Origin of the sequence: Chryseobacterium daeguense DSM 19388 (genome assembly GCF_000430825.1) — a bacterium.
GTDB lineage: Bacteria > Bacteroidota > Bacteroidia > Flavobacteriales > Weeksellaceae > Chryseobacterium > Chryseobacterium daeguense.
Window position 1 is genome coordinate 34,093 of the sequence record NZ_AUMT01000011.1, and the last position, 20,528, is coordinate 54,620.

Annotated in this window: 19 protein-coding genes and 1 pseudogene; 11 read left to right on the top strand and 9 right to left on the bottom strand. The window is 36.3% G+C overall.

Features of this window, described 5'->3' with window-relative positions; all coding sequences use genetic code 11:
* The gene (locus H560_RS0113545; RefSeq protein WP_228372479.1) at positions 1–1,350 is read left to right on the top strand and encodes an MFS transporter; all 1,350 of its coding nucleotides are present in this window, start codon (positions 1–3) and stop codon (positions 1,348–1,350) included.
* Between the two features lie 88 nt (positions 1,351–1,438).
* Positions 1,439–2,176, top strand: coding sequence for a hypothetical protein (locus tag H560_RS0113550; protein WP_027380547.1), 738 nt, complete (start codon positions 1,439–1,441; stop codon positions 2,174–2,176).
* A 77-nt stretch (positions 2,177–2,253) separates the two neighbouring features.
* Here H560_RS0113550 and H560_RS0113555 read toward each other — a convergent pair whose 3' ends face one another.
* From H560_RS0113555 to H560_RS0113570, 4 genes are all read right to left on the bottom strand, one after another.
* Entirely contained in the window at positions 2,254–2,676 is a 423-nt protein-coding gene (locus tag H560_RS0113555; protein WP_027380548.1) for a PaaI family thioesterase, read from the bottom strand.
* Between the two features lie 182 nt (positions 2,677–2,858).
* Positions 2,859–4,982, bottom strand: coding sequence for a type IA DNA topoisomerase (locus H560_RS0113560; protein ID WP_027380549.1), 2,124 nt, complete (start codon positions 4,980–4,982; stop codon positions 2,859–2,861).
* Positions 4,983–5,196: 214 nt separating this feature from the next.
* Positions 5,197–5,961, bottom strand: a complete 765-nt coding sequence (locus H560_RS0113565) for a GLPGLI family protein (protein ID WP_027380550.1) — start codon at positions 5,959–5,961, stop codon at positions 5,197–5,199.
* A 115-nt stretch (positions 5,962–6,076) separates the two neighbouring features.
* Positions 6,077–6,358 carry a hypothetical protein gene (locus H560_RS0113570; RefSeq protein WP_027380551.1) on the bottom strand — a complete coding sequence of 94 codons (282 nt, stop codon included), beginning with the start codon at positions 6,356–6,358 and terminating at the stop codon, positions 6,077–6,079.
* Between the two features lie 229 nt (positions 6,359–6,587).
* Between H560_RS0113570 and H560_RS23780 the strand changes: the two are divergent.
* Together H560_RS23780 and H560_RS22970 are read left to right on the top strand one after the other, a co-directional pair.
* Positions 6,588–6,674, top strand: a pseudogene (locus H560_RS23780) (helix-turn-helix domain-containing protein); the annotation flags it as partial.
* Positions 6,675–6,857 carry a hypothetical protein gene (locus H560_RS22970; protein ID WP_027380552.1) on the top strand — a complete coding sequence of 61 codons (183 nt, stop codon included), beginning with the start codon at positions 6,675–6,677 and terminating at the stop codon, positions 6,855–6,857.
* Positions 6,858–6,962: 105 nt separating this feature from the next.
* Here H560_RS22970 and H560_RS21635 read toward each other — a convergent pair whose 3' ends face one another.
* Complete coding sequence (locus H560_RS21635) at positions 6,963–7,724, bottom strand: pirin family protein (protein WP_051289339.1); 762 nt, start codon at positions 7,722–7,724, stop codon at positions 6,963–6,965.
* Positions 7,725–8,023: 299 nt separating this feature from the next.
* Positions 8,024–8,317 (bottom strand): GNAT family N-acetyltransferase, encoded by a 294-nt coding sequence (locus H560_RS0113585; RefSeq protein ID WP_027380553.1) that lies wholly within the window; start codon positions 8,315–8,317, stop codon positions 8,024–8,026.
* 623 nt (positions 8,318–8,940) lie between these two features.
* On the opposite strand from H560_RS0113585, the gene H560_RS23610 reads away from it, so the two are divergent.
* From H560_RS23610 to H560_RS0113610, 5 genes are all read left to right on the top strand, one after another.
* The gene (locus H560_RS23610) at positions 8,941–9,225 is read left to right on the top strand and encodes an ATP-binding cassette domain-containing protein (protein WP_262486281.1); all 285 of its coding nucleotides are present in this window, start codon (positions 8,941–8,943) and stop codon (positions 9,223–9,225) included.
* A gap of 2 nt (positions 9,226–9,227) precedes the next feature.
* Positions 9,228–10,001 carry a methionine ABC transporter ATP-binding protein gene (locus H560_RS23615; RefSeq protein WP_262486282.1) on the top strand — a complete coding sequence of 258 codons (774 nt, stop codon included), beginning with the start codon at positions 9,228–9,230 and terminating at the stop codon, positions 9,999–10,001.
* The gene (metI, locus tag H560_RS0113600; RefSeq protein ID WP_027380554.1) at positions 9,994–10,650 is read left to right on the top strand and encodes a methionine ABC transporter permease MetI; all 657 of its coding nucleotides are present in this window, start codon (positions 9,994–9,996) and stop codon (positions 10,648–10,650) included. The genes H560_RS23615 and metI overlap by 8 nt, the downstream gene beginning before the upstream one ends.
* A 135-nt stretch (positions 10,651–10,785) precedes the next feature.
* The gene (metQ, locus tag H560_RS0113605) at positions 10,786–11,598 is read left to right on the top strand and encodes a methionine ABC transporter substrate-binding lipoprotein MetQ (RefSeq protein ID WP_027380555.1); all 813 of its coding nucleotides are present in this window, start codon (positions 10,786–10,788) and stop codon (positions 11,596–11,598) included.
* A 466-nt stretch (positions 11,599–12,064) separates the two neighbouring features.
* Entirely contained in the window at positions 12,065–14,326 is a 2,262-nt protein-coding gene (locus tag H560_RS0113610) for a glycoside hydrolase family 3 C-terminal domain-containing protein (protein WP_027380556.1), read from the top strand.
* Between the two features lie 328 nt (positions 14,327–14,654).
* Here the strand turns inward: H560_RS0113610 and H560_RS0113615 are convergent, their stop codons facing one another.
* From H560_RS0113615 to H560_RS0113625, 3 genes are all read right to left on the bottom strand, one after another.
* A complete protein-coding gene (locus H560_RS0113615) occupies positions 14,655–16,823 on the bottom strand; it encodes an outer membrane beta-barrel protein (protein ID WP_027380557.1) in 2,169 nt (722 codons plus the stop codon).
* A gap of 114 nt (positions 16,824–16,937) precedes the next feature.
* Positions 16,938–17,684, bottom strand: a complete 747-nt coding sequence (locus tag H560_RS0113620) for a metallophosphoesterase (RefSeq protein ID WP_027380558.1) — start codon at positions 17,682–17,684, stop codon at positions 16,938–16,940.
* Positions 17,685–17,755: 71 nt separating this feature from the next.
* Positions 17,756–19,138, bottom strand: a complete 1,383-nt coding sequence (locus H560_RS0113625; protein ID WP_034752904.1) for an MFS transporter — start codon at positions 19,136–19,138, stop codon at positions 17,756–17,758.
* 144 nt (positions 19,139–19,282) lie between these two features.
* Between H560_RS0113625 and H560_RS0113630 the strand changes: the two genes are divergently transcribed.
* Both H560_RS0113630 and H560_RS0113635 read left to right on the top strand, forming a co-directional pair.
* Complete coding sequence (locus H560_RS0113630; protein ID WP_027380560.1) at positions 19,283–19,753, top strand: Lrp/AsnC family transcriptional regulator; 471 nt, start codon at positions 19,283–19,285, stop codon at positions 19,751–19,753.
* Between the two features lie 131 nt (positions 19,754–19,884).
* Positions 19,885–20,493 (top strand): Crp/Fnr family transcriptional regulator, encoded by a 609-nt coding sequence (locus H560_RS0113635; RefSeq protein ID WP_034752906.1) that lies wholly within the window; start codon positions 19,885–19,887, stop codon positions 20,491–20,493.
* Positions 20,494–20,528: the final 35 nt, after the last annotated feature.

Below are 20,528 nucleotides of genomic sequence, written 5' to 3' on the forward strand. Positions count from 1 at the left end.
ATGATCGTAAATTCAGAAATTAAAACCTTGGATTCAAGGTCTAATAACAGCGTATTTCCTTTTGCTATTATTACCTTTATTTATTTTATTGTTGGTTTTTTAACAACAGTAAACGAACAGCTTCAGGCTCCCTTGAAATTTACATTTCTGTCTCATGCCGGAAGCTTAAAAAATACTTTTACAACGCTTATTTCTTTCTTCTTCTTTTTAGGCTATCTGCTGAACGGAACATTGGGAAGCAAATGGGTGAATGCTTTTGGATATAAAAATACTATTCTGCGAGGGCTTTTCTTCATGATCTCAGGGCTTTTCATGTATCTGTGCTCATCTTGGTTCGGGGCAGAATATCCTGATTTGAAATTCAATGTGGGTGATGCCGTCATCCCTTTTGGATTTCTGATTTTTGTGGCAGGATCTTATTTAATGGGAACCTCTGCGGCTGTGATACAGGTGGTGGTGAATCCTTATGCGGCTTCTTATCAATTAAAAGGCACACAGCCGGTTCAGAGACTGAATATTTTAACAGCCATTAATTCCATAGGAACTACTTCTGCTCCATTTTTCGTGACGGTGATCATGTTCAGCGGAATTTCCATTGAGAAAATTGAGATCAAGCAGTTGCTTCTTCCGCTATCAGTTTTAATTGCCTGTATTTTAACGGTAATTTTAATTACAAAAAAGCTCCATCTTCCCGACATTGAAAATACAAGAGCCGCCGGCGGGGAAAAGCTGGAGAGAAGCATCTGGTCTTTCAGGCATTTTGCATTTGGTGTTGTTGCTATTTTCTTTTATGTAGGGACAGAAGTGGCAATCGGGGCGAATATCAATCTTCATGCTTTTGAACTTATGGAATCGGGGCATCCTATCACTTTCTTCGGAAAAACCGACATCATTATCGGTGGAATGGATCTTGGAATTCACGCCCTTCTTTCAACATTATATTGGGGTGGATTTTTGGTGGGAAGATCTGTTTCAAGCTTTTTCAGCAATATTTCGGCAAAAACCCAACTGGCGGTGACTACAATTTTAGCAACCATTTTAGCCATTGTTGCCATGATTACACAAAACCTTTGGTTCCTTGTAGCAATCGGGCTTCTGCACTCTTCCATGTGGAGCTGCATCTACACGCTTTCCATCAGAGGATTAAATAAATACACCTCAAAAGCTTCCGGGGTTTTCATTTCAGCAGTTTTTGGAGGAGCTGTATTTACTTTGGTTCAGGGTGGTCTGGCGGATGCGTTCGGATCATGGAGATGGACGTGGATTCTTACCGTAGTTTGTGAATTACTCATGCTTTCTTATGCATTATTCGGTTCTAAAATCAGGGAAAAAGATTTGATTAACAGCTAATAATACACTCTTTTATTTCAATACATTCCGCATCCGGTCAAAATCCGGATGCAGGATATTCTTCGCCAATTTTTAAAAATAAACACTTATGATAAAAAATAAATTACTCATCATTGCACTCATTATCACGAGCAAAACTTTGCTTTTCGGACAGCAGATTCATTCTGCATTACAGTTTAGAAACAGCCATCTTTGGAGAGGACTTGAAGTTTCTTCGGGGTTAATTTATACCGGGGATATTCACCTGGACGGAAAAAATTTTTACGGAGGTTTCTGGACCGGCGGAAATGTTGACGGTTCCTACAAGGAGTTTAATAACTACGTGGGTTACAAAAACAAACACCTCACGGTCGAGCTTTGGGATATCTATAATTTTTCTCCTGACGCCACCTACAACAACAAAGAATTTTTCAATTATAATGCCCGTGAAACAGGCCGTTTCTGGGATTTAAGGTCGTACTATACCATCAGTGATAAACTTCCTCTAACGTTAAGCGCTTATACCATTGTTTTTGGGCGCGACAGAAATAAGGACAATACGGAAAATAAGTATTCGTCATTTGTTTCAGCAGAATATCCTTTGTATAAAAAAGAAGATCAAAACCTGGAAGTACGCGGAAGAATCGGGTACGGATTTGCCCTAAACCATGCCGGAGAGGAAAGTAATTTTTTCGCTAAAAAAGACGGCATCACAGAAGTGAGCTTAATGGTCACCAAAAGTTTCACCATTGCCGGCTACAAACTTCCCGTGGGAATTTGGGGAATGTGGAATCCTGTAGGAAACAATGCCTATCTGCAGTTTTCAGTACAGGCATTTTCGTTTTAAGAGTTTTGGAGAGAGAATTTTGAGGGTGAGTCTGGAGTTTGAACTTTTTAATTCTACTATACTGATGTATCATAACTTTATTTGATTTTCATCATAGTAACCAGTGAGGTGGCGACATGACTTTCGGATTCACCCTTTTCATCAACCGTGTAAATTTCTGTTCTTACGACACTGATTTTTGCCCCGCCTTTTATAACATACGATTTAGAAACCAGAGCATCACCAATGGCCGGTCTTAAATAATTCACCTTTAATTCTACAGTCACTACATAACAGTCTTCCTCATAATGACTTACCGCGGCATATCCAGATGAAACATCCACCAGGGAAGCGATCATAGCTCCGTTAAACATTCCTGCTTTTCTGGTCATTAAATCCATTTTTGGGATTTTCATGGAGATGAAACCGGTTTCTACTTCTAGCAGTTCGGCTTTGTAGAATTTTAATGTTTCTGAACGGTTGAAGCTGTCCGTGATAAGCTGTTTTTTCTGTGGGGTCATTTTTTGATTTTATAATGCTAAGTTAAATACTAATTTTCACAATTTTTTTAACTATGAACACTAATTTAAGTTTTGGCTAAAGCCTTTTTAGCAGATTTAAAAAATAAAGTGGGCTAAAGCCCACCCCTATTGATATTTCTTATTGTAATTCGTGAAAAATTAGTTAAAATTCGCGTTAAAATTTAATTTAAAACAATCTGGAAATTTTCATCTAACGAAACAACACCTTCTGTAACACCTTCAGGATGTGAGCTGAAACCTTTTAATTTTGAAGTTTTTCCTTTTAAAACCAAGTCCATCAACTGTTTATCCGAAAATTTTTTCCCAAAGATTTCAAATGAAACTTTAAAACCGCAGTTTTTAAAATCCGAACATCCTACGGCCGTTTTCCCTTTCATGAGATGATGTTCTCTGCATTTCGGGCATTTTGTTTCTTCCCATGACTGCAGCTCTTTTTTTGTGGCGGGCTCGCGCTTTTTCTTTTCTTTGACTTCAGGCTTTTCTTCTTCCAGATTAATGACTTTTCCTTTTCCGTAAACCACCTTCTTGGTAAGCTCCGTTACCATCTGGATGAGCTCTTCCTTAAAATGATTGGCTTCATATTCGCCTTTTTCAATTTTACGAAGCTTCAATTCCCATTCTCCGGTAAGCTCGGGGCTTTTCAGCAACTCGTCTTCAATGGTATCAATTAATTGAATTCCCGTTTGGGTTGCGATCAGGTTTTTTCTTTTCTTTTCAATATACTTTCGTTTGAAAAGGGTTTCAATGATATTTGCTCTTGTGGAAGGTCTTCCGATTCCATTATTTTTGAGCATTTCACGAAGTTCTTCATCATCCACCTGCTTTCCTGCGGTTTCCATAGCCCGGAGTAAGGTTGCTTCCGTATAAGGTTTCGGAGGAGAGGTTTTCCCCTGATGGATCATTGGGTCGTGTGGCCCGGTTTCTCCCACTGTAAACTCCGGGATGGTCTGTTCCTCTTCCTTATCTTTTTCCTTATCTGTCGATTCTTCTTTGGGTTCTTTTGCATACACCGCTCTCCAGCCCGGTTCCAGAATCTGTTTTCCACTGGTTTTGAAAGGGATGGTTCCTACTTTTCCTTCCACCAGAGTATTGGAGATTTTACATTCCGGATAAAAAACCGAAATAAAACGTTTTGCAATAAGGTCGTAGATCAGCTTTTCTTCCCTGCTCAAATTCTGTGACGGCGGAACTTCGGTAGGAATAATAGCATGGTGATCTGTAACTTTTGTATCATCAAAAACTGCTTTTGACTTTGGGATTGGTTCCTGTAGCAGAGGCGCAACCAATTCCTGGTAGAACGTCATTTTCCGTAGAATTCCTTCAATTTTCGGGTATAAGCTTTCCGATAGATACGTGGTATCCACACGCGGATAGGTGACGTGTTTTTTTTCGTACAGGCTTTGAATATAATTTAATGTATTTTCTGCTGAATAACCATACTTTTTGTTGGCTTCCACCTGAAGTCCGGTAAGGTCAAATAATCTTGGATTTTTTTCTTTTCCTTCTTTAATTTCGAAAGAAACGATTTCAAAGGGATTTAATTTTAAATATTCCAGCCCTTTCTCTGCCCTGTCCAGTGTTTTCAAACGGTCGATCGCCGCATTGAAAATAACATCACGGTATTTTGTTTTCAGCTCCCAATATTCTTCGATGGTAAAAGCATCAATTTCTTTCTGGCGCTGAACGAGCATCGCCAAAGTGGGTGTCTGAACCCTTCCGATCGATAAAACAGCTTTATTTCCACCAAATTTTTTAGTGAAAAGTCTTGTGGCATTAATCCCCAGCAGCCAGTCTCCGATAGCCCTTGCGTTTCCTGCCAAATAAAGGTTTTTGTAATCTTCGGCAGGCTTTAAATTTGCAAAACCTTCTTTAATAGCTTCCTCGGTAAGTGATGAAATCCACAACCGCTGGATCGGTTTGTTGCATTTTGCCTTCTGCAGCACCCATCTCTGGATGAGTTCTCCCTCCTGCCCGGCATCCCCGCAGTTGATGACCTCATCACATTCTTCTACCAGTCTTTCAATAACTTTAAACTGATTTTCAACGCCTTTATTGGGAATTAATTTGATCCCAAAGCTTTGCGGAATGATTGGCAGCAGAAAAAGGTTCCATGATTTGTACTGCGGACCGTAGTCATGAGGTTCTTTCAGGGTACACAAATGCCCGAAAGTCCATGTCACACAATAGCCGTTTCCTTCCATATAGCCCTGCTTGGGAATGGTGGCACCCAATACTTTGGCGATATCTCTGGCAACACTTGGCTTTTCTGCAATACAAAGTTTCATGAATTTCGGGGATTATTGAAGAGGGCAAAAATCGGGATTTTTTTTGGATTTTGCTAATTTGTTGAAGGTTGCTGGTTGAGTTTTGATTTTAAAATTATTATAACTAAATAAAGAACACTTCAATTAATTGAAGTGTTCTTTATTTAGTATATCCCATTTTTTTTTGGAAAAAATTGCTAATATAAATAATCAATTTGAGTTAAGCTCAAAACTTTTATTCCAAAGAATTATTGTATTTTTTCTTGTTTTCATCTATTCTTCTTCTATATTCAGGATTATTAATTTTTCCTTGTGATGGATCTGCAATGTATTCATTTCTTTTATTGATATATTGCTCTTTATTTATCAATACTCCTTTTCTAAATTCTATTGGAAGCTTTACTTTAGTAATAGAAACCGCGCTGAATTTAAAATATTCATGAATTTCTGAAACTTCCAATATTAGCCCAGGTAGACCTTTAAACTTATATGGACCGTCATTAATAGGAATATCATAAGTAAACCAAGCTATATATTTTTTATTATCTATTTCTATGGTTGCTTTTGTGCATTTGTAACCCAGAATATTTTTAGTATCCTGATTAAATATCTTCCATGTTTTTAAATCTGCACTTTTGAATGTATAAAGAGTTCTTCCTAAGCTATTAGAAATAAAAATACCATTTTCGTCTTTATAAACAGAATGTTTTACCCTCGCTTCAGGTACTCCGCTCATATTTATTGTAACAACTTCATTATTTGTAGCTCCTCTTAATTGTTTTCCAAAAGCAGCAGCTCTAGCTTTATAATTTTCACTAAAATAATTTGATTTTTTTCCGTTCGTTAATAATGTCATCTGCTCTGAAAGCGGATGACTTTTATCAAGAGTGTCATTTACAAAAACAAAATCATATTTTATTTCAAGTTCTGAATTTTCATCTGACTGACTTTTGATGAAAATTACAGAAAAAAGAAAAATTAATTTTAAGATATTTTTCATATTGCGCTTTTTCAAATAAAATTTGTCACTTTATAAAATCAGAATAATTAAAAATCAATATTTTATAAAGTGACATTAGTTGTTATAAAAACAACAACAATATATTATTTTACATTTATGTTACGGGGTTTTCGAAGCTATAATGTCCACAAAGACTATAATTCATTTCTTCCCATTCATCATACATGGTTTCATCTGAATCTATTGAGCTATCATAAACAGTAACATAGGTTGATCCACAAACTGTAGGAACACGTATAATATCTCTACGAAGAAGTTTATTCTCTTTTTTTGGAACATTAATCTCATTTTCTGCTTCAACAGTTTTTATTTCTGTATTTTTAGCACTCAATAATCCTGCAACTCCGAAAGCTGCTAGCAATAATACTTTTTTCATAAGTTGTTTTTTAATTGTTTCTCGCAAAGATAAAATAAAAATTCATATTGCACAAGTAGGGTTTGAGGGGTTTATCTTCAATTTTCAGCAAAAAAATTGCATTTTTAGAATATATACCTCAACATTTTTATATTTGTGATAAAGAAAATTATGCAAGTAGGACAAAAAAAATAAAACGCATAAGAAAACTCAAAGGATTTTCACAAACAGAAGTCGCAGAAAACTTTTTATTTCACAACGTGCTTATTCTGATATTGAAAATAATAAAACTAAGTTAGATCTTGATCGATTAGAAAGGTTATCAAATATTTTTGAAATGGATGCTTTGGAATTACTGACTTTTGATGAAAAGAAAGTTTTTAATAATACTTCAAAAGGATTATTTGCTGATAAAATTTTAGATGATAATTTTGAAAACGAACGACAATTTTATCAACAGCAGATCAAACATCTGGAAGAAGAAATTTTATTTTTGAGAAATCTTATTCATAAAAATTAAATCTATTATCCTCATAAAATTTTTATTTGATAATAAGCACGAGTGAGACGCTCGCGCTCGCGGAAATTTTCAGCAAAAAAGCCCCCTTAAAAAAGGGAGCTCTTACTATATCGTTATTGGAACTTCCATTAAAAGAATTTCCGTTTTATCTGATGTTGCTTTAATTTTTAAATCTGAAATATTCCAGACTCCAAAACCATCTCTTTCATTTAATTTTTGACCATCAATTTCGGCGCTTCCTTTTATGATAAAAGCGTAGACACCGTTTCCTTTTTTATTGATCTGATAAAGGGTCTCCGTATCATTTTCAAAATTCCCTAAGTGGAACCAGGCATCCTGATGAATCCAGACACCGTCATCATCCGGATTGGGAGACAGAATCTGCTGAAATCTGTTTTTGCTTTTGGTCTTATCCAAAGTAATCTGATCATACCTCGGAGCTACGTTTCTTTTATTGGGATATACCCAGATTTGCAGGAACTTTGCGATTCCGTTTTCGTTTTTACTGAACTCGCTGTGCATCACGCCGGTTCCGGCACTCATCACCTGGATCTGGCCGCTTTGGATAACGGACTTATTACCCAGATTATCTTTATGCTCAAGGCTTCCCTCAAGCGGGATACTGATGATCTCCATATTATCGTGAGGATGTGCACCAAAACCTTTTCCGGGCTGCATGGTATCATCATTCAGAACGCGCAAAGCTCCAAACTGAATGTTTTCCGCATTATAATAATCACCAAAACTGAATGTTTTTTCGCTCAACAGCCACTGATGATCTGTTTTTCCTCTGGATTCAGCCGCATGGAAAACATTTTCAGGTTTATGAGCAGGTGAAAAACGCCTTTCAACCTCAGTTTTAAGCAGTCCGCTTCCACCTCCGTAATGGTCTACTACTTTGATTTTTTGATTCAAATTTTCGCAAAAAACTTTAATATCTTTCTCAAACTGACCATCCAGGCCAGAGCTCAGCAATACAATATCCGCATGGTTTTCTTTGAGATAATCGTATGCTTTCGTTTCATCATTCAGAATTTCGGCTTTCCATTCCTTTTCTTTTTCAATAATTCTTTTCAAAACGTCAAGAATCTCCTGATTTTTTCCTATGACTAAAAATTGTAATGCTTCCATATCAGTCTGATATTTAAATTTTTATAAAATTATCTTTATGATTCTTTCAGCCATACATCGTTATACTCTTCAGGATGTTTTTTGAACTGAGCGTGAACATACGAACACAACGGCAGAATTTTCAGGTCATTCTCCCTTGCATAAGAAACAAGTTTATCCAGTAATAATTTTGCAAAACCTTTTCCTGCATATTCATCATTAACTTCAGTGTGATAAACGGTTAATTTTTTCCCGATCACTGATATATCCATTTTCCCTGCTTTATTTTCGTCTGAGAAAAGCTGAACTTCACCTCTTGCGTGTCCTAAAACTACTTCTGTTCTTTCCATAATGTTGTTATTTATTTTTAGCAAATTTATACTGTCTTTAGAAAATTTTAAATGATCTATGATAAGTTCGACAGGAAATAATTATTTTATTAAATAATCTGAGTTCTGGATAAGAAACATTGTATTGCTAGCAGGAAGCCGGAAGTGAGAGACTTGAAGTAGCTATCAGATCTAAATTTCTGATGTTGTCATACAAAACAGTGAAGCAGTTTTTTAATCCCAATAAACTTCCTCTTCTATCTTCCCTCTTCCAACTCCCGGCTTTCTTTAAATAAAATGTCTTCCGAGTTCGCTAAAACACCTATTCCAAAAATTATATCATTAAAAATCAGCATGTTATTTTATTTAGTTAAAATTTATTTTAAAAAAGTCTACTTTTTTAGTGGACTAATAGAAATTTATCTCTTATATTTGCAACCGTAATCACGACACAGTTTTACAATGAAAACAGAATTTAAAAATAATTCAACCGGAAAGCAATTCATCAATACAATGATGATGCATTGCTGTATGCCTGTACATCAATATTGCTGTGGTTGACCTTACTTTTATATGACATATTTTTAAAGGCTCTACCACGTTGTAGAGCCTTTTTATTTTTAACAAGAACCCATATCTTAAAAATGATAGAGATAAAGAATATTTCAAAAACCTTTCATCAGAAAAAGCAGTCCTTTAAGGCGCTTGATAATATAAGCCTGAGTATTGACCAGGGCGATATTGTAGGGATTATCGGGTTTTCCGGAGCTGGTAAAAGCACACTCATCCGAACGGTGAACCTTCTTGAGAAACCGGATAATGGCGAAATTATCATTAACGGAAAAGATTTCACAAAATTAAATTCCAGCCAGCTGGCCAAAGAAAGAAAGAAAGAAAGAAAGAAAGAAAGAAAGAAAGAAAGAAAATAGGGATGATTTTTCAACATTTTAACCTGCTTTCTTCAAGAACGGTGTATGAAAATATTGCGTTACCATTGGAATTAGATCATATAAACAAATCTGAAATCAATGAAAAGGTTAATGAATTACTGAAAATAGTGGGTCTTGAAGAAAAAGCAAATGACTACCCCAAAAGCCTTTCCGGCGGTCAAAAACAGAGGGTAGCCATTGCAAGGGCTCTCGCCAACGATCCTTATCTTCTTCTCTGCGATGAGGCTACCAGCGCGCTGGATCCTGCGACCACACAATCCATTTTACAATTATTGAGGGATATCAACCAAAGGCTGGGAATTACAATTTTGCTGATTACCCACGAAATGGAAGTCATTAAATCTGTCTGCAACCATGTTGCGGTAATCGACAAAGGAAAACTTTTAGCAAAGGGAACTTTAAACGAAATCATATCCAACAAAGAGAATCCCGTCATTAAACAATTTTTAAACTCCGGTATTATGACTCTGCCACAAGAACTGAATAAAAAACTACAAAAAGAACCACAAGACGGATTATTTCCGCTTGTAGAAGTTGAACTTAATGAAAATATATCTGTTGAAGATCTGCTGTCAATAATATATGATAAATATAAAATCCCTTACAAGCTTTTAAAGGCTGATCTAGAATATCTGGGTGATTCCAATTTTGGAAAACTGCTGCTACAGCTCAAGGGAGAGGAAGAAAAAAATCAGCAGGCCATTTATTATTTCAATCAGAATAAAATCCAAAACAGAGTAAGAGGTTATGCTTAGTGATACGGTAATTTCCCTTTTGTCAAAGGGAGTTTGGGAGACGGTTTATATGACTTTTGTATCCGGTTTTTTTGGATTTGTTCTGGGTCTGCCTGTGGGAATATTATTATTCTTAACAAGAAAAGATCAGTTGCTGGAAAATGTAATTTATAATAGGATTTTATCTGTTTTGGTTAATATTTTCCGGTCCATTCCATTCATTATTTTAATTGTCTGGATGATCCCTTTCACAAGAAGCCTGGTAGGAACCTCCATCGGAATGAATGCCGCACTGGTTCCTCTGAGCATTGGAGCCGCACCTTTCATCGCAAGACTGGTGGAAAACAGCCTGCTGGAAGTTCCTTATGGATTGATAGAAACGGCAAGAGCTTTAGGTGCAACCCCTTTTCAGATCATCAGGAAAGTTTTGCTGCCGGAAGCGCTTCCCTCTTTGATTAATAATGCGACCATTACGCTGATTACCCTCGTAGGATATTCAGCGATGGGAGGTGCCGTGGGTGCCGGTGGACTGGGACAGATCGGATATCAATATGGATACATTGGGTATGACGCGGTGATTATGAATCTTGTGTTGGGATTGTTGGTGGCCCTCGTTTTTATTATTCAGTTTTCCGGTGACAGGCTCGCGAAAAGGTTTGATCATCGGTGATTTTTGAGAGTAAGAGAGTTTTAGTGTGAGCTTTGAAATATTTTGTGTGAATGTGAAGTAGTTTTGATAAAGGGCTGTTTGCAGTTTTGCTTAGAGCCTTTTATCTCTTTTTTAAAATTGATTTAAATAATTTATATGAAAAAAATAAAAATTTTAGGTGTAGCAGCCATTGTTTTATTGCTGTTTACAGCTTGTAATACATCGAAAAAAGATGATCCGAATTACATTAAAGTAGGTATCACTTCCGGTCCGGAACAGGAAATTGCCGAAGTGGCCAAAAAAGTAGCTAAAGAAAAATATAATCTTAATGTAGAGCTGGTTTCCTTCAATGATTATGTGGTTCCCAATGAAGCTTTAAATAATGGAGATATTGATGCCAATGCTTTTCAGCACGTACCGTATCTGAACGAGCAATCCAAACAGAGAGGCTATAAACTGGCAGTTGTCGGAAATACATTTGTCTATCCTATCGTTGCTTATTCAAAAAAAATTAAAAGTATCAATGAACTTCAGAACGGAAGCACAATCGTGATTCCCAATGATCCTACAAACGGCGGGCGTTTCTTACTGCTTTTACAGAAAAACGGCTTATTAAAGCTGAAAGACGGCATCGGCCTGCTACCCAAAGTAACTGACATTGCAGATAACCCGAAACAATTGAAAATCCTGGAAATTGAAGCTCCGCAGCTGCCAAGAGTGTTGGATGATAAAGAAGTTGTGATCGCTATTATTAACAATAATTTTGCTGCTCAGGCCGGACTGGATGCCGAGAAAAACGGAATTTTTAAAGAAGATAAAGATTCCCCATACGTGAATGTGATCGTCGCAAGACATGACAATAAAACCTCAGAAAAGGTGAAAAATTTTGTAAAAGCCTATGAGTCTGATGAAGTTGTAAAAAAAGCAGATGAGATTTTCAAAGGCGGGGCTGTTAAAGGCTGGAACTGATTTTGGTGAATAGTGAACTGTCAATGGTGAATTTTTCCATTATGCTGTAAAATTCACCATTGACATAAAGATTCTATATTATTTATTTTTTGACATCGTTTCAATAGCTATTGGAACGATGTTTTTTTTATATAAAAAGTTGTTTAAAATAACTTTAAATTAAGCACAAAAGAAATTTGTAAAACGCATTATTAACTATCAAATAAAATCAAAAATTTTTAAATACTTAGGTTTTCTTTTTTTCCGATTAATAATCAACTTTAAATAGAATATCAAAAATCTTTTGTGCTTTTTGTGGTTAAATAAAAGTTTAAACAAAAAAGTCAAGCAGAGAAGTCATTACTAAACATCAAAATTTTTAAAATCCATTAGTTATTAATCACTATTTCATTAAAATTTTCATTTTCTCAATTTGAGATAATAAATATTTTTGCTATTTTTGTTACCAATCCAAAAAGGCTTTTTTATGTTAAAGAAAACCGCCATCGTAAGTTTATTTACCCTTATTTCTGCTTCGTATATGGCTCAAAATACTACCCTTCCCGTTTATTTAGATGAATCAAAACCTGTTGAGCAGCGCGTTCAGGATGCACTTTCCAGAATGACACTCGAGGAAAAAGTGGCCATGCTTCATGCACAGTCAAAATTCAGCTCACCGGGTGTTCCGAGATTGGGAATTCCTGAATTCTGGACAACGGACGGCCCTCACGGAGTTCGCCCCGAAGTAATGTGGGACGAATGGAACCAGGCCGGCTGGACCAACGACTCCATCATTGCTTATCCTGCACTGACAGCACTTTCCGCGACATGGAACAAAAAAATGTCCTGGAATTACGGTAAAGCTTTGGGTGAAGAAGCACGTTACAGAAAAAAAGACATTCTTCTGGGACCCGGAGTAAATATTTACAGAACTCCACTGAACGGAAGAAACTTCGAATATATGGGTGAAGATCCTTATCTTACATCTAAAATGGTAGTTCCTTACATTAAAGGAGTACAATCGAACGGCGTGGCAACTTCCGTGAAGCATTTTGCATTGAATAATCAGGAAATGTTCCGCCATACCAGCAATGTAAATGTAGATGACAGGGCTTTGTATGAGATCTATCTTCCGCCTTTCAAAGCGGCTGTTACAGAAGGAGATTCCTGGACCATTATGGGTGCTTATGACATGTACAAAAACCAGTATGCAAGCCAGAATCAATATCTTTTAAATGATATTTTAAAAGGCGAATGGAAATACAAAGGCGTTGTAGTTTCCGACTGGGGTGCTGTAAACAATACCGAACAGGCCATCCACAACGGTTTGGATCTTGAATTCGGGAGCTGGACAAACGGTCTTTCGGCGGGTACAAAAAATGCGTATGACAATTATTATTTAGCAAAACCTTATTTAGATTTAATAAAATCCGGGAAAGTAGGAACAAAAGAGCTGGATGATAAAGTGACAAGACTTTTGAATCTCGCTTATAAAACCACGATGAACAGGAACAAGCCTTTCGGAAATATCGCTTCCGAGGAGCATAAAGCTGTTGCAAAAGAAATCGGTGAAGAAGGAATTGTCCTGTTGAAAAACCAGGGAAATATACTTCCGATTGATATCAATAAAGCTAAAAAAATTGCCGTAATTGGTGAAAATGCCATTAAAATCATGACGGTAGGCGGTGGTTCTTCATCATTAAAGGTGAAATATGAAACCCTTCCTCTGGACGGAATTAAAGCCAGATTCGGGAAACAGTCTGATGTACAGTTTGCGAGAGGTTATGTGGGCGATATCGGTGGTGAGTATAACGGTGTAAAATCCGGGCAAAACTTAAAAGACGACCGTTCAGAAGCAGAATTAATTAATGAAGCGGTAGAGCTTGCAAAAAAATCAGACTACGTTATTTTTGTAGGAGGTCTAAATAAATCCGACTTCCAGGACAGCGAAGGAAACGACAGAAAAAGCTACGGGCTCCCTTACAATCAGGATAAAGTAATCACTGCTCTTGCTAAAGCCAATAAAAATCTTGCGGTAGTTCTTGTTTCAGGAAATGCGGTGGCAATGCCTTGGATCAAGGAGGTTCCAACCATTGTTCAGGCCTGGTATCTGGGTTCTGAAGCCGGAAATTCCATTGCTTCTGTCTTGGCCGGTGACGCGAATCCTTCAGGAAAACTGCCGTTTACTTTCCCTATGAAATTAGAGGATAATTCTGCGCATCAATTGGGAGAATATCCCGGAAATAAAGCAGAATTGGCAGCAGATAAAGGAAAAGATCAGAAGAACCCTATCAATATTACTTATAATGAAGGTATTTTTGTGGGCTACAGATGGCATGACACTAAAAAAATCAAGCCTTTATTCAGTTTCGGGCATGGCCTGAGCTATACTACTTTCGAGTTTGGAAAGGCAAAAGCTGATAAAACTACGATGTCTCAGGACGACAAAATAACATTCACCGTAACGGTAAAAAATACCGGAAAAAGAGCCGGAGCAGAAGTTGCGCAATTGTATATTTCTGATTTAAAATCTTCTGTTGAAAGACCTTCAAAAGAGCTGAAAGGTTTTGAAAAAGTCTATTTAAATCCGGGCGAACAAAAAGAAGTAACGTTTACAATAGACAAGACAGCTTTAAGCTTCTTCGATGCCCAAAAACACGACTGGGTAGCAGAACCAGGAGATTTTGAAGCACAGATCGGGAACTCTTCTGATGCCATCAAAACCAAGGTGAAGTTTACATTGAAGTAATTTTACTTATTTATATTTCTAAAACGAGAATGCCTGAATTTATTCGGGCATTTTTGTTTTTCACAACTCTATTTTTAGTTTATGGTAGTATCATCTTATACTATAAATTTGTTCGCTTATTCATTAATTTAACCGCAAAGTGAGACAAAGATTTATTGATACTATTAGTTATTAAGCTAGATAAAGCCGTTCCACTTAATTTTGAAATACAAAATGTATTCAAAATCTCTACACATGATAATATCATTTGATACTATCAATTATTTAAAATCAATTAAAAAAGCACGGATAATTTTCCGCGCCTGTATTTTAAAATTAACAATCTATTTTATTTTCCTCCTCCTGCATTTTTCTCAACATCTGTTTTTGTATTTTCTTTCACTTTCTGGTTCCCGAAACGTTTTACAAATGAAAGCGAAATACCGTACCAGTCCCATTGTACAGAATTTCTGATGGTACCGGTCTGGTTGTAGGTAGTCGCATCAAAATTCGGTTTCTGGAAAATGTTCATCAGTTGCAAACTGGCCTCCATCTGGGTTTTCGGGAAAATTTTGGTAACAGAAATATTATGAAAAACATTGGTTCTGTTGGCATAAGAATTTCCGTTATTCTGATTAGAAATTTCCACCCATGCGCTCAGGTTGATATTTTTATTAAAAAGGTTGGTGTACGAAATATTCGTAGAACCGCCCCAATAATTGATATAATTTTGTCCTTTAAGATTATTTCTTGTATTGAAATCACTATTGTCAATATAGTACCAGCCAAAACCGACATTTACGCTCAGCTTATTTTTTAAAAAAGTCTGGTTGGTATTGGCAAAAATATAGTATTTCTCCACTTTTCCGAAGAAATTATCCTCCTGAGTAATCGTTCTGTTTCTTTCCGGATTGTCAGGGTCTGTTTCAAAAATATAGCTCGTCCAGTAATCCTGATCCGTGTACATATATCTTGCCGAGATAAAATACTTCTTAAAAAGTCCGAGTTTCATGTTTACCCTATGACTTGGATTGGGTTCCAACGCCATATTTCCACGGCTGTAAAATCCATTATCGTTCGGAACCATAAAAGGATTGAACTCTGCATACCACGGACGCCAAAGGTTCCTGTTATAGGTCAGGCTCAAATCATATTTTTCTGAGAAAGAATATTTTAGCAACAGGTTGGGAAGAAAGGCTCCGTAAGAATCTTTCCTGCTTGCACCGGCTACATCCTGTCTCATTTTATAATCAATATGCTCATACCGAAGTCCGAATCTGGTCTCTAATTTCTTGAAGAATGTTTTACTATAATTAATGTATAATGAGTTAATATTATCCTCATAATGGAAAACATCATGAGGGCTGAGACCGTCCATCTGGGTAGCAAATAAATCATTAGGTACTACATTATTATTAAAGTCCATCTTACCTCCCAATTCCAGCGTTCCCCAATCTTTTGCCAACGGCTGGGTATAATCTACTTTCACATAATAATTCCTGTTTTCGCTATCAGATAGCACTCTTGTCTGATATAGGATGAAATTATTGGATACCAGCTGATTTTTTTCAAAATTATTATCTTCAGACCGCCCGAAATAATTTGTTCCCAGGTTGATATCCAAAATCCTGTTTTTTTCCTTATCATAAAATTTATAGAAAAGATTGGTTCCCAAAGTACGGTTGCGCCCTGTTGCCCATTGGTTCTGGGTATAAGAGCTATTAAAAACAGAATTGATATGGGTAATTCCGTCCGCGTCGGCAGAATTTTCATATTTCCCCTGATAATACTCCAGTATAAGTCCGGCTGTATTTTTATCATTCAGTTCAAATTCCGAAGTAGAGGAAAAGGAAGGGCTTTTCGACCTTCCGCCGCTTTGTGTATTGATCTTTGTAACAGAATTATCCGCATAAGACGTAGTAAGAATTTCACTTTTCTGAAGATAGGCATTATCACTGTAGCTCCCGATGAAGGTCTGTGTAAAATTCTTTTTATGATAATTAAGATTAAGATTCGTGTATTGTGAGTTTTTTTGCTGCTGTCTGTTATTCAGGGTTACGCTTCCTTTAATTCCTTCGTCATCTCTTTTTTTCAATACGATATTGATTACGGACCCGGCAGTTTCGTACCTTGAAGACGGGCTTGTGATCACTTCTATTTTCATGAGGTTGTCGGCAGGGATTGTTTTCAGGTATTCCTTTAATTCCTTTCCTGTGAAGACGGATTTTCTGTCATTAATATAAACCGTCACCGATTCTCCTTCCGCTTTTATAGCATCATTATTATCAATACTCACCAAAGGCGTCATTCTCAAAACATCCCATGTTGTATTTCCCGCTAATATGGAGCTGTTTGACACGTTGAAAACAGTTCGGTCAATTTTTGATTCTACCGTTGGTTTTCTGCCCGTTAAAACAACAGCCTCAATTTCCTTTTCTTTTTTTATCGTATCTTTTTTTTCCTGAGCCAGTGTAAAAAGACTTGCCAATACAGCAACCGATGAAAATAATTTCCTCATTAGTTATTAGGTTTCTCCTAATAAGACACCACACATTGAATAATTGTTACATCAAATAATAAAAAAAACGAAAAATTAATTTTTGGTTAAAAAAATTAAACAGATTTTAGAAATTTAAACTTTAATAATCAGCTCTTTTTGATATCCGTTATACTGCTCATCAATGTATCCGTGAGGGTTACAAATGACCTCGGTATCACCTATCCTGTATCTGGAAGGTGTATGGATATGACCATGAATCCAATATAAAGGCTTATGCTCAATAATAAAATCTTCAAGATTAGAAGCATAGGCAGAAGTGAGCGGGTCTTTTTTAAAATTCTCCGGGACAGACTGTATACTTGGAGCATGATGCGTCACAACAATATTTTTTAAACCTTTTGAGCTTTCAAGACTTTCCTGAAGCCATATTTTTGAGAATTGATGTATTTTATAAATGTCGATAGATCTCATTTTTGAATATGAAGGATCGCGTTTTATCTGTTTATAATCATTCATCCCCATCTGGCAAGTAAAACCGTAATATCTGGGATCTCCGAAAATGGAGAAATCCGTCCATAAAGTGGTGCCGTGAAAACGGACATCTCCAATATCTACAAAATCATTTTCCAGTACATAAACATTAGAGTCTTGTGCTGCTTCTTTTATTTTGTTTAAAGTTTTTGGATAAGAACCTTTGTAATATTCATGATTTCCTAAAACATAAATGACCGGGATATGTGTGATTTTTGCTTTAATCCATTCTATTCCCTTTATTCCTAAGTTCACATCTCCAGCTAGCACCACAACTTCCGCATTATCAAATGATAAATTGGTAGAACCAAACTCCTGATGAAGATCACTGATGATTTGTATTTTCATTCTGCTAAAATAAAAAAGAACCGACAAATACAGCCAATTCTAAAGTTAATATATTTTATATCACTTAAAAATTAAGAGACAACCATTTCCGACTGTTTTAATTTTAAACTTTTAACAATAAAATAAGACAGCATTCCTAAAGCAAAAACAGCATATCCCGCCAGTATTATTAAACTTAAATTTCCAACAGCCAGCGCCGAGGGAAAAACCTGGCTCATTAAAGTCATGAATGAAAGTCCGATTCCCGCACCCAGGAAATAGCTGGTAGAACTTAAACTTGATGCCACACCATAGCTGGAAGCCCTCACATCTTGAATAGCCAGCACCGACAAAGCAGTGAAACAAAACGTCATCCCAATTCCTGAAATACAAGCTGCACCTAATAAAACCAAAGGTAAAACATGATCAAAATAAACTGAAATTAATAAAGAAAAAGCACCCGACAGCATAAAAACCCAGCCGAAAATTCCCATTTGGACAGAATTTAATCTTTTAGAAACATGAGGCAGGATAAATTTTGCCACCAATGCAGACATTACACTGAACGGAACAAGCATCAAGCCCGCCGAAGCTGCATTGTGATTCATATCTTTCTGAAGCATTAATGAAATCAGGAATAAAAACCCTATGAAAAATGCCCCTAACGCTACAAATGTAAGATTGGAAATAACCAACGAGGTATGTCTGAACAATTTCAAATCAATTAATGGCTGCGAAGCAGATTTTAAACGATAAAAAACAAAAACCAACAGCAAAACGGACATAATCAACGAACCAATGACCATAAAAGGTTCTTCTTTAATATGAATAAGCTCATGGGTACCATAAGTAAGGCTTAAAAGGCCTATTACAAGTAAAATCCCTGATGTGAAGTCTGTTTTTTGAGCCTTATTTTTTTCATCTTTTGGAAGATATTGATATGCAAAAATTAAAGTCAATACAAGTATGGGAACATTAATAAGGAACACCCAATGCCAGCTCAGATAAGTACTGATAATCCCTCCCAGTGAAAGCCCGCTGCCCGACCCTATGGCCGCAAATGAACTGAAAATCCCGATAGCACGGCTCCTCTCCTGATCTTCTTTAAATGTATGGGTAACAATAGACATCGCTGAAGGCATGATGAATGCAGCTCCCAACCCCTGCAGAGCACGGAAAACAGCCAGCGCTTCAAAATTGGTAGACAAACCTGCACCCAGAGAGGTAAGCATGAAAAGTAACGATCCCAAAAGAAAAATTTTCTTTCGCCCGATCTGGTCAGAGAGTTTTCCCCCAATAATAAGGAAACCACCAAAAAATAATACATATAAAGTCTGTAACCACTGAACAGTCTCTGTCCCAATACCGAACTGCTGCTGAACGGAAGGAATTGTAAGGTTAATAATGGCGATATCCAAAGCCTCCACAAATGTTCCCACCGATGCTATCATTAAAATTAAATTCTTTCTTTCCATATAGTTCAAATATGCTGCAAAATTATAATTAACAGAACGTATGAAAAAATTTAATTGTAAATTTGGAACAAAATTAATTTAAATTAATAAAATAAAAGAACAAATACTCTTTAATATAAAATTTAACCCTAAAAAACAGAACAAATGGCTGCCGAAAACTACACTCCGGATGAAAAAGATCTTTCTATTCTGCGTATTTTGCAAAAAGATGCTAAACTGAGTGTCCGCGATATTGCATCACGTATCAACCTCAGCCCAACCCCCACTCATGAACGGATAAAACGTATGGAAAAGCTGGGGATTATCAAAGAATATACAACAGTAGTTGACCGCAAAAAAGTAAATAAAGGAATGATGGTGATCTGCATGATCGCCCTGAATGTTCACAGTAAAAAAACCGCCGGAAAATTTATTGAAGAGGTTGGAAAACTGAAGGAAGTGGTAGAATTTTATAACATCAGCGGGGATTTTGATTTTATGCTGAAAATCCTCGCTCCGAATATGGATGAATTCCATGAGTTTTTCGTCAATAAGCTTTCTGAAATAGAAGGAATAGGGCAGACCAAAAGCATCTTCGTAATGAACAGCATCAAGGAAAGTGTACAGATTTTATAAAATTATACATTTTTAAAACAAATTTTTGAAAGAAATTTATTATATAATTCAATCTTAACAATGAATTAATTATTATCATGTTAAAATTTTGATGGAATAATATTTGCAAGATCATATTCAAACAATTAAACATGAATAAAGTAGAGGTTATTGATGAAAATCTTCTCTTCTCTTACGGAGCCACAAGACACGACTTCTTAAGTTCAGAAGTTATTTTCAGTGAGGGTGATATCCCGAAATATTATTATCAGATCATGCACGGCAAGGTAAAACTCAATCATGAGGATGAGGAAGGCAGAGAATTTATTCAAAGTATTTTGAATCCTGGGCAAAGCGTTTGTGAGCTTCTTCTTTTTCTGGATAAATCATATCCCGTAAATGCGGTTACTCTGGAAGACTGCAGTGTGATAAGACTTCCGAAGGTTAATTTTTTCAATCTTCTGGATGATCACCCGAGAATATCTATTGATGTCAACCGATTTATTTCCGGACGATTGTACCAGAAGTTCATCATCATGCAGCACAATTCATCTATCAATCCTAAAATCAGGCTAAAAGGTGTTTTTGATTATTTTAAAAGCTTCAGCGATGATCAGACTCAATACTCTTATGAAGTTCAGCTTACCAGAAAACAGCTTGCGGCCATTACCGGGCTTCGTGTAGAAACTGTGATCAGGGCAATCAAAAGAATGGAAAAGGAAAAATTTCTCATTCTTAAAAACAGAAAAATTTTCGTTTAAAAAAGAAATAAAATAAAAAGCAGAAATTGAAATGA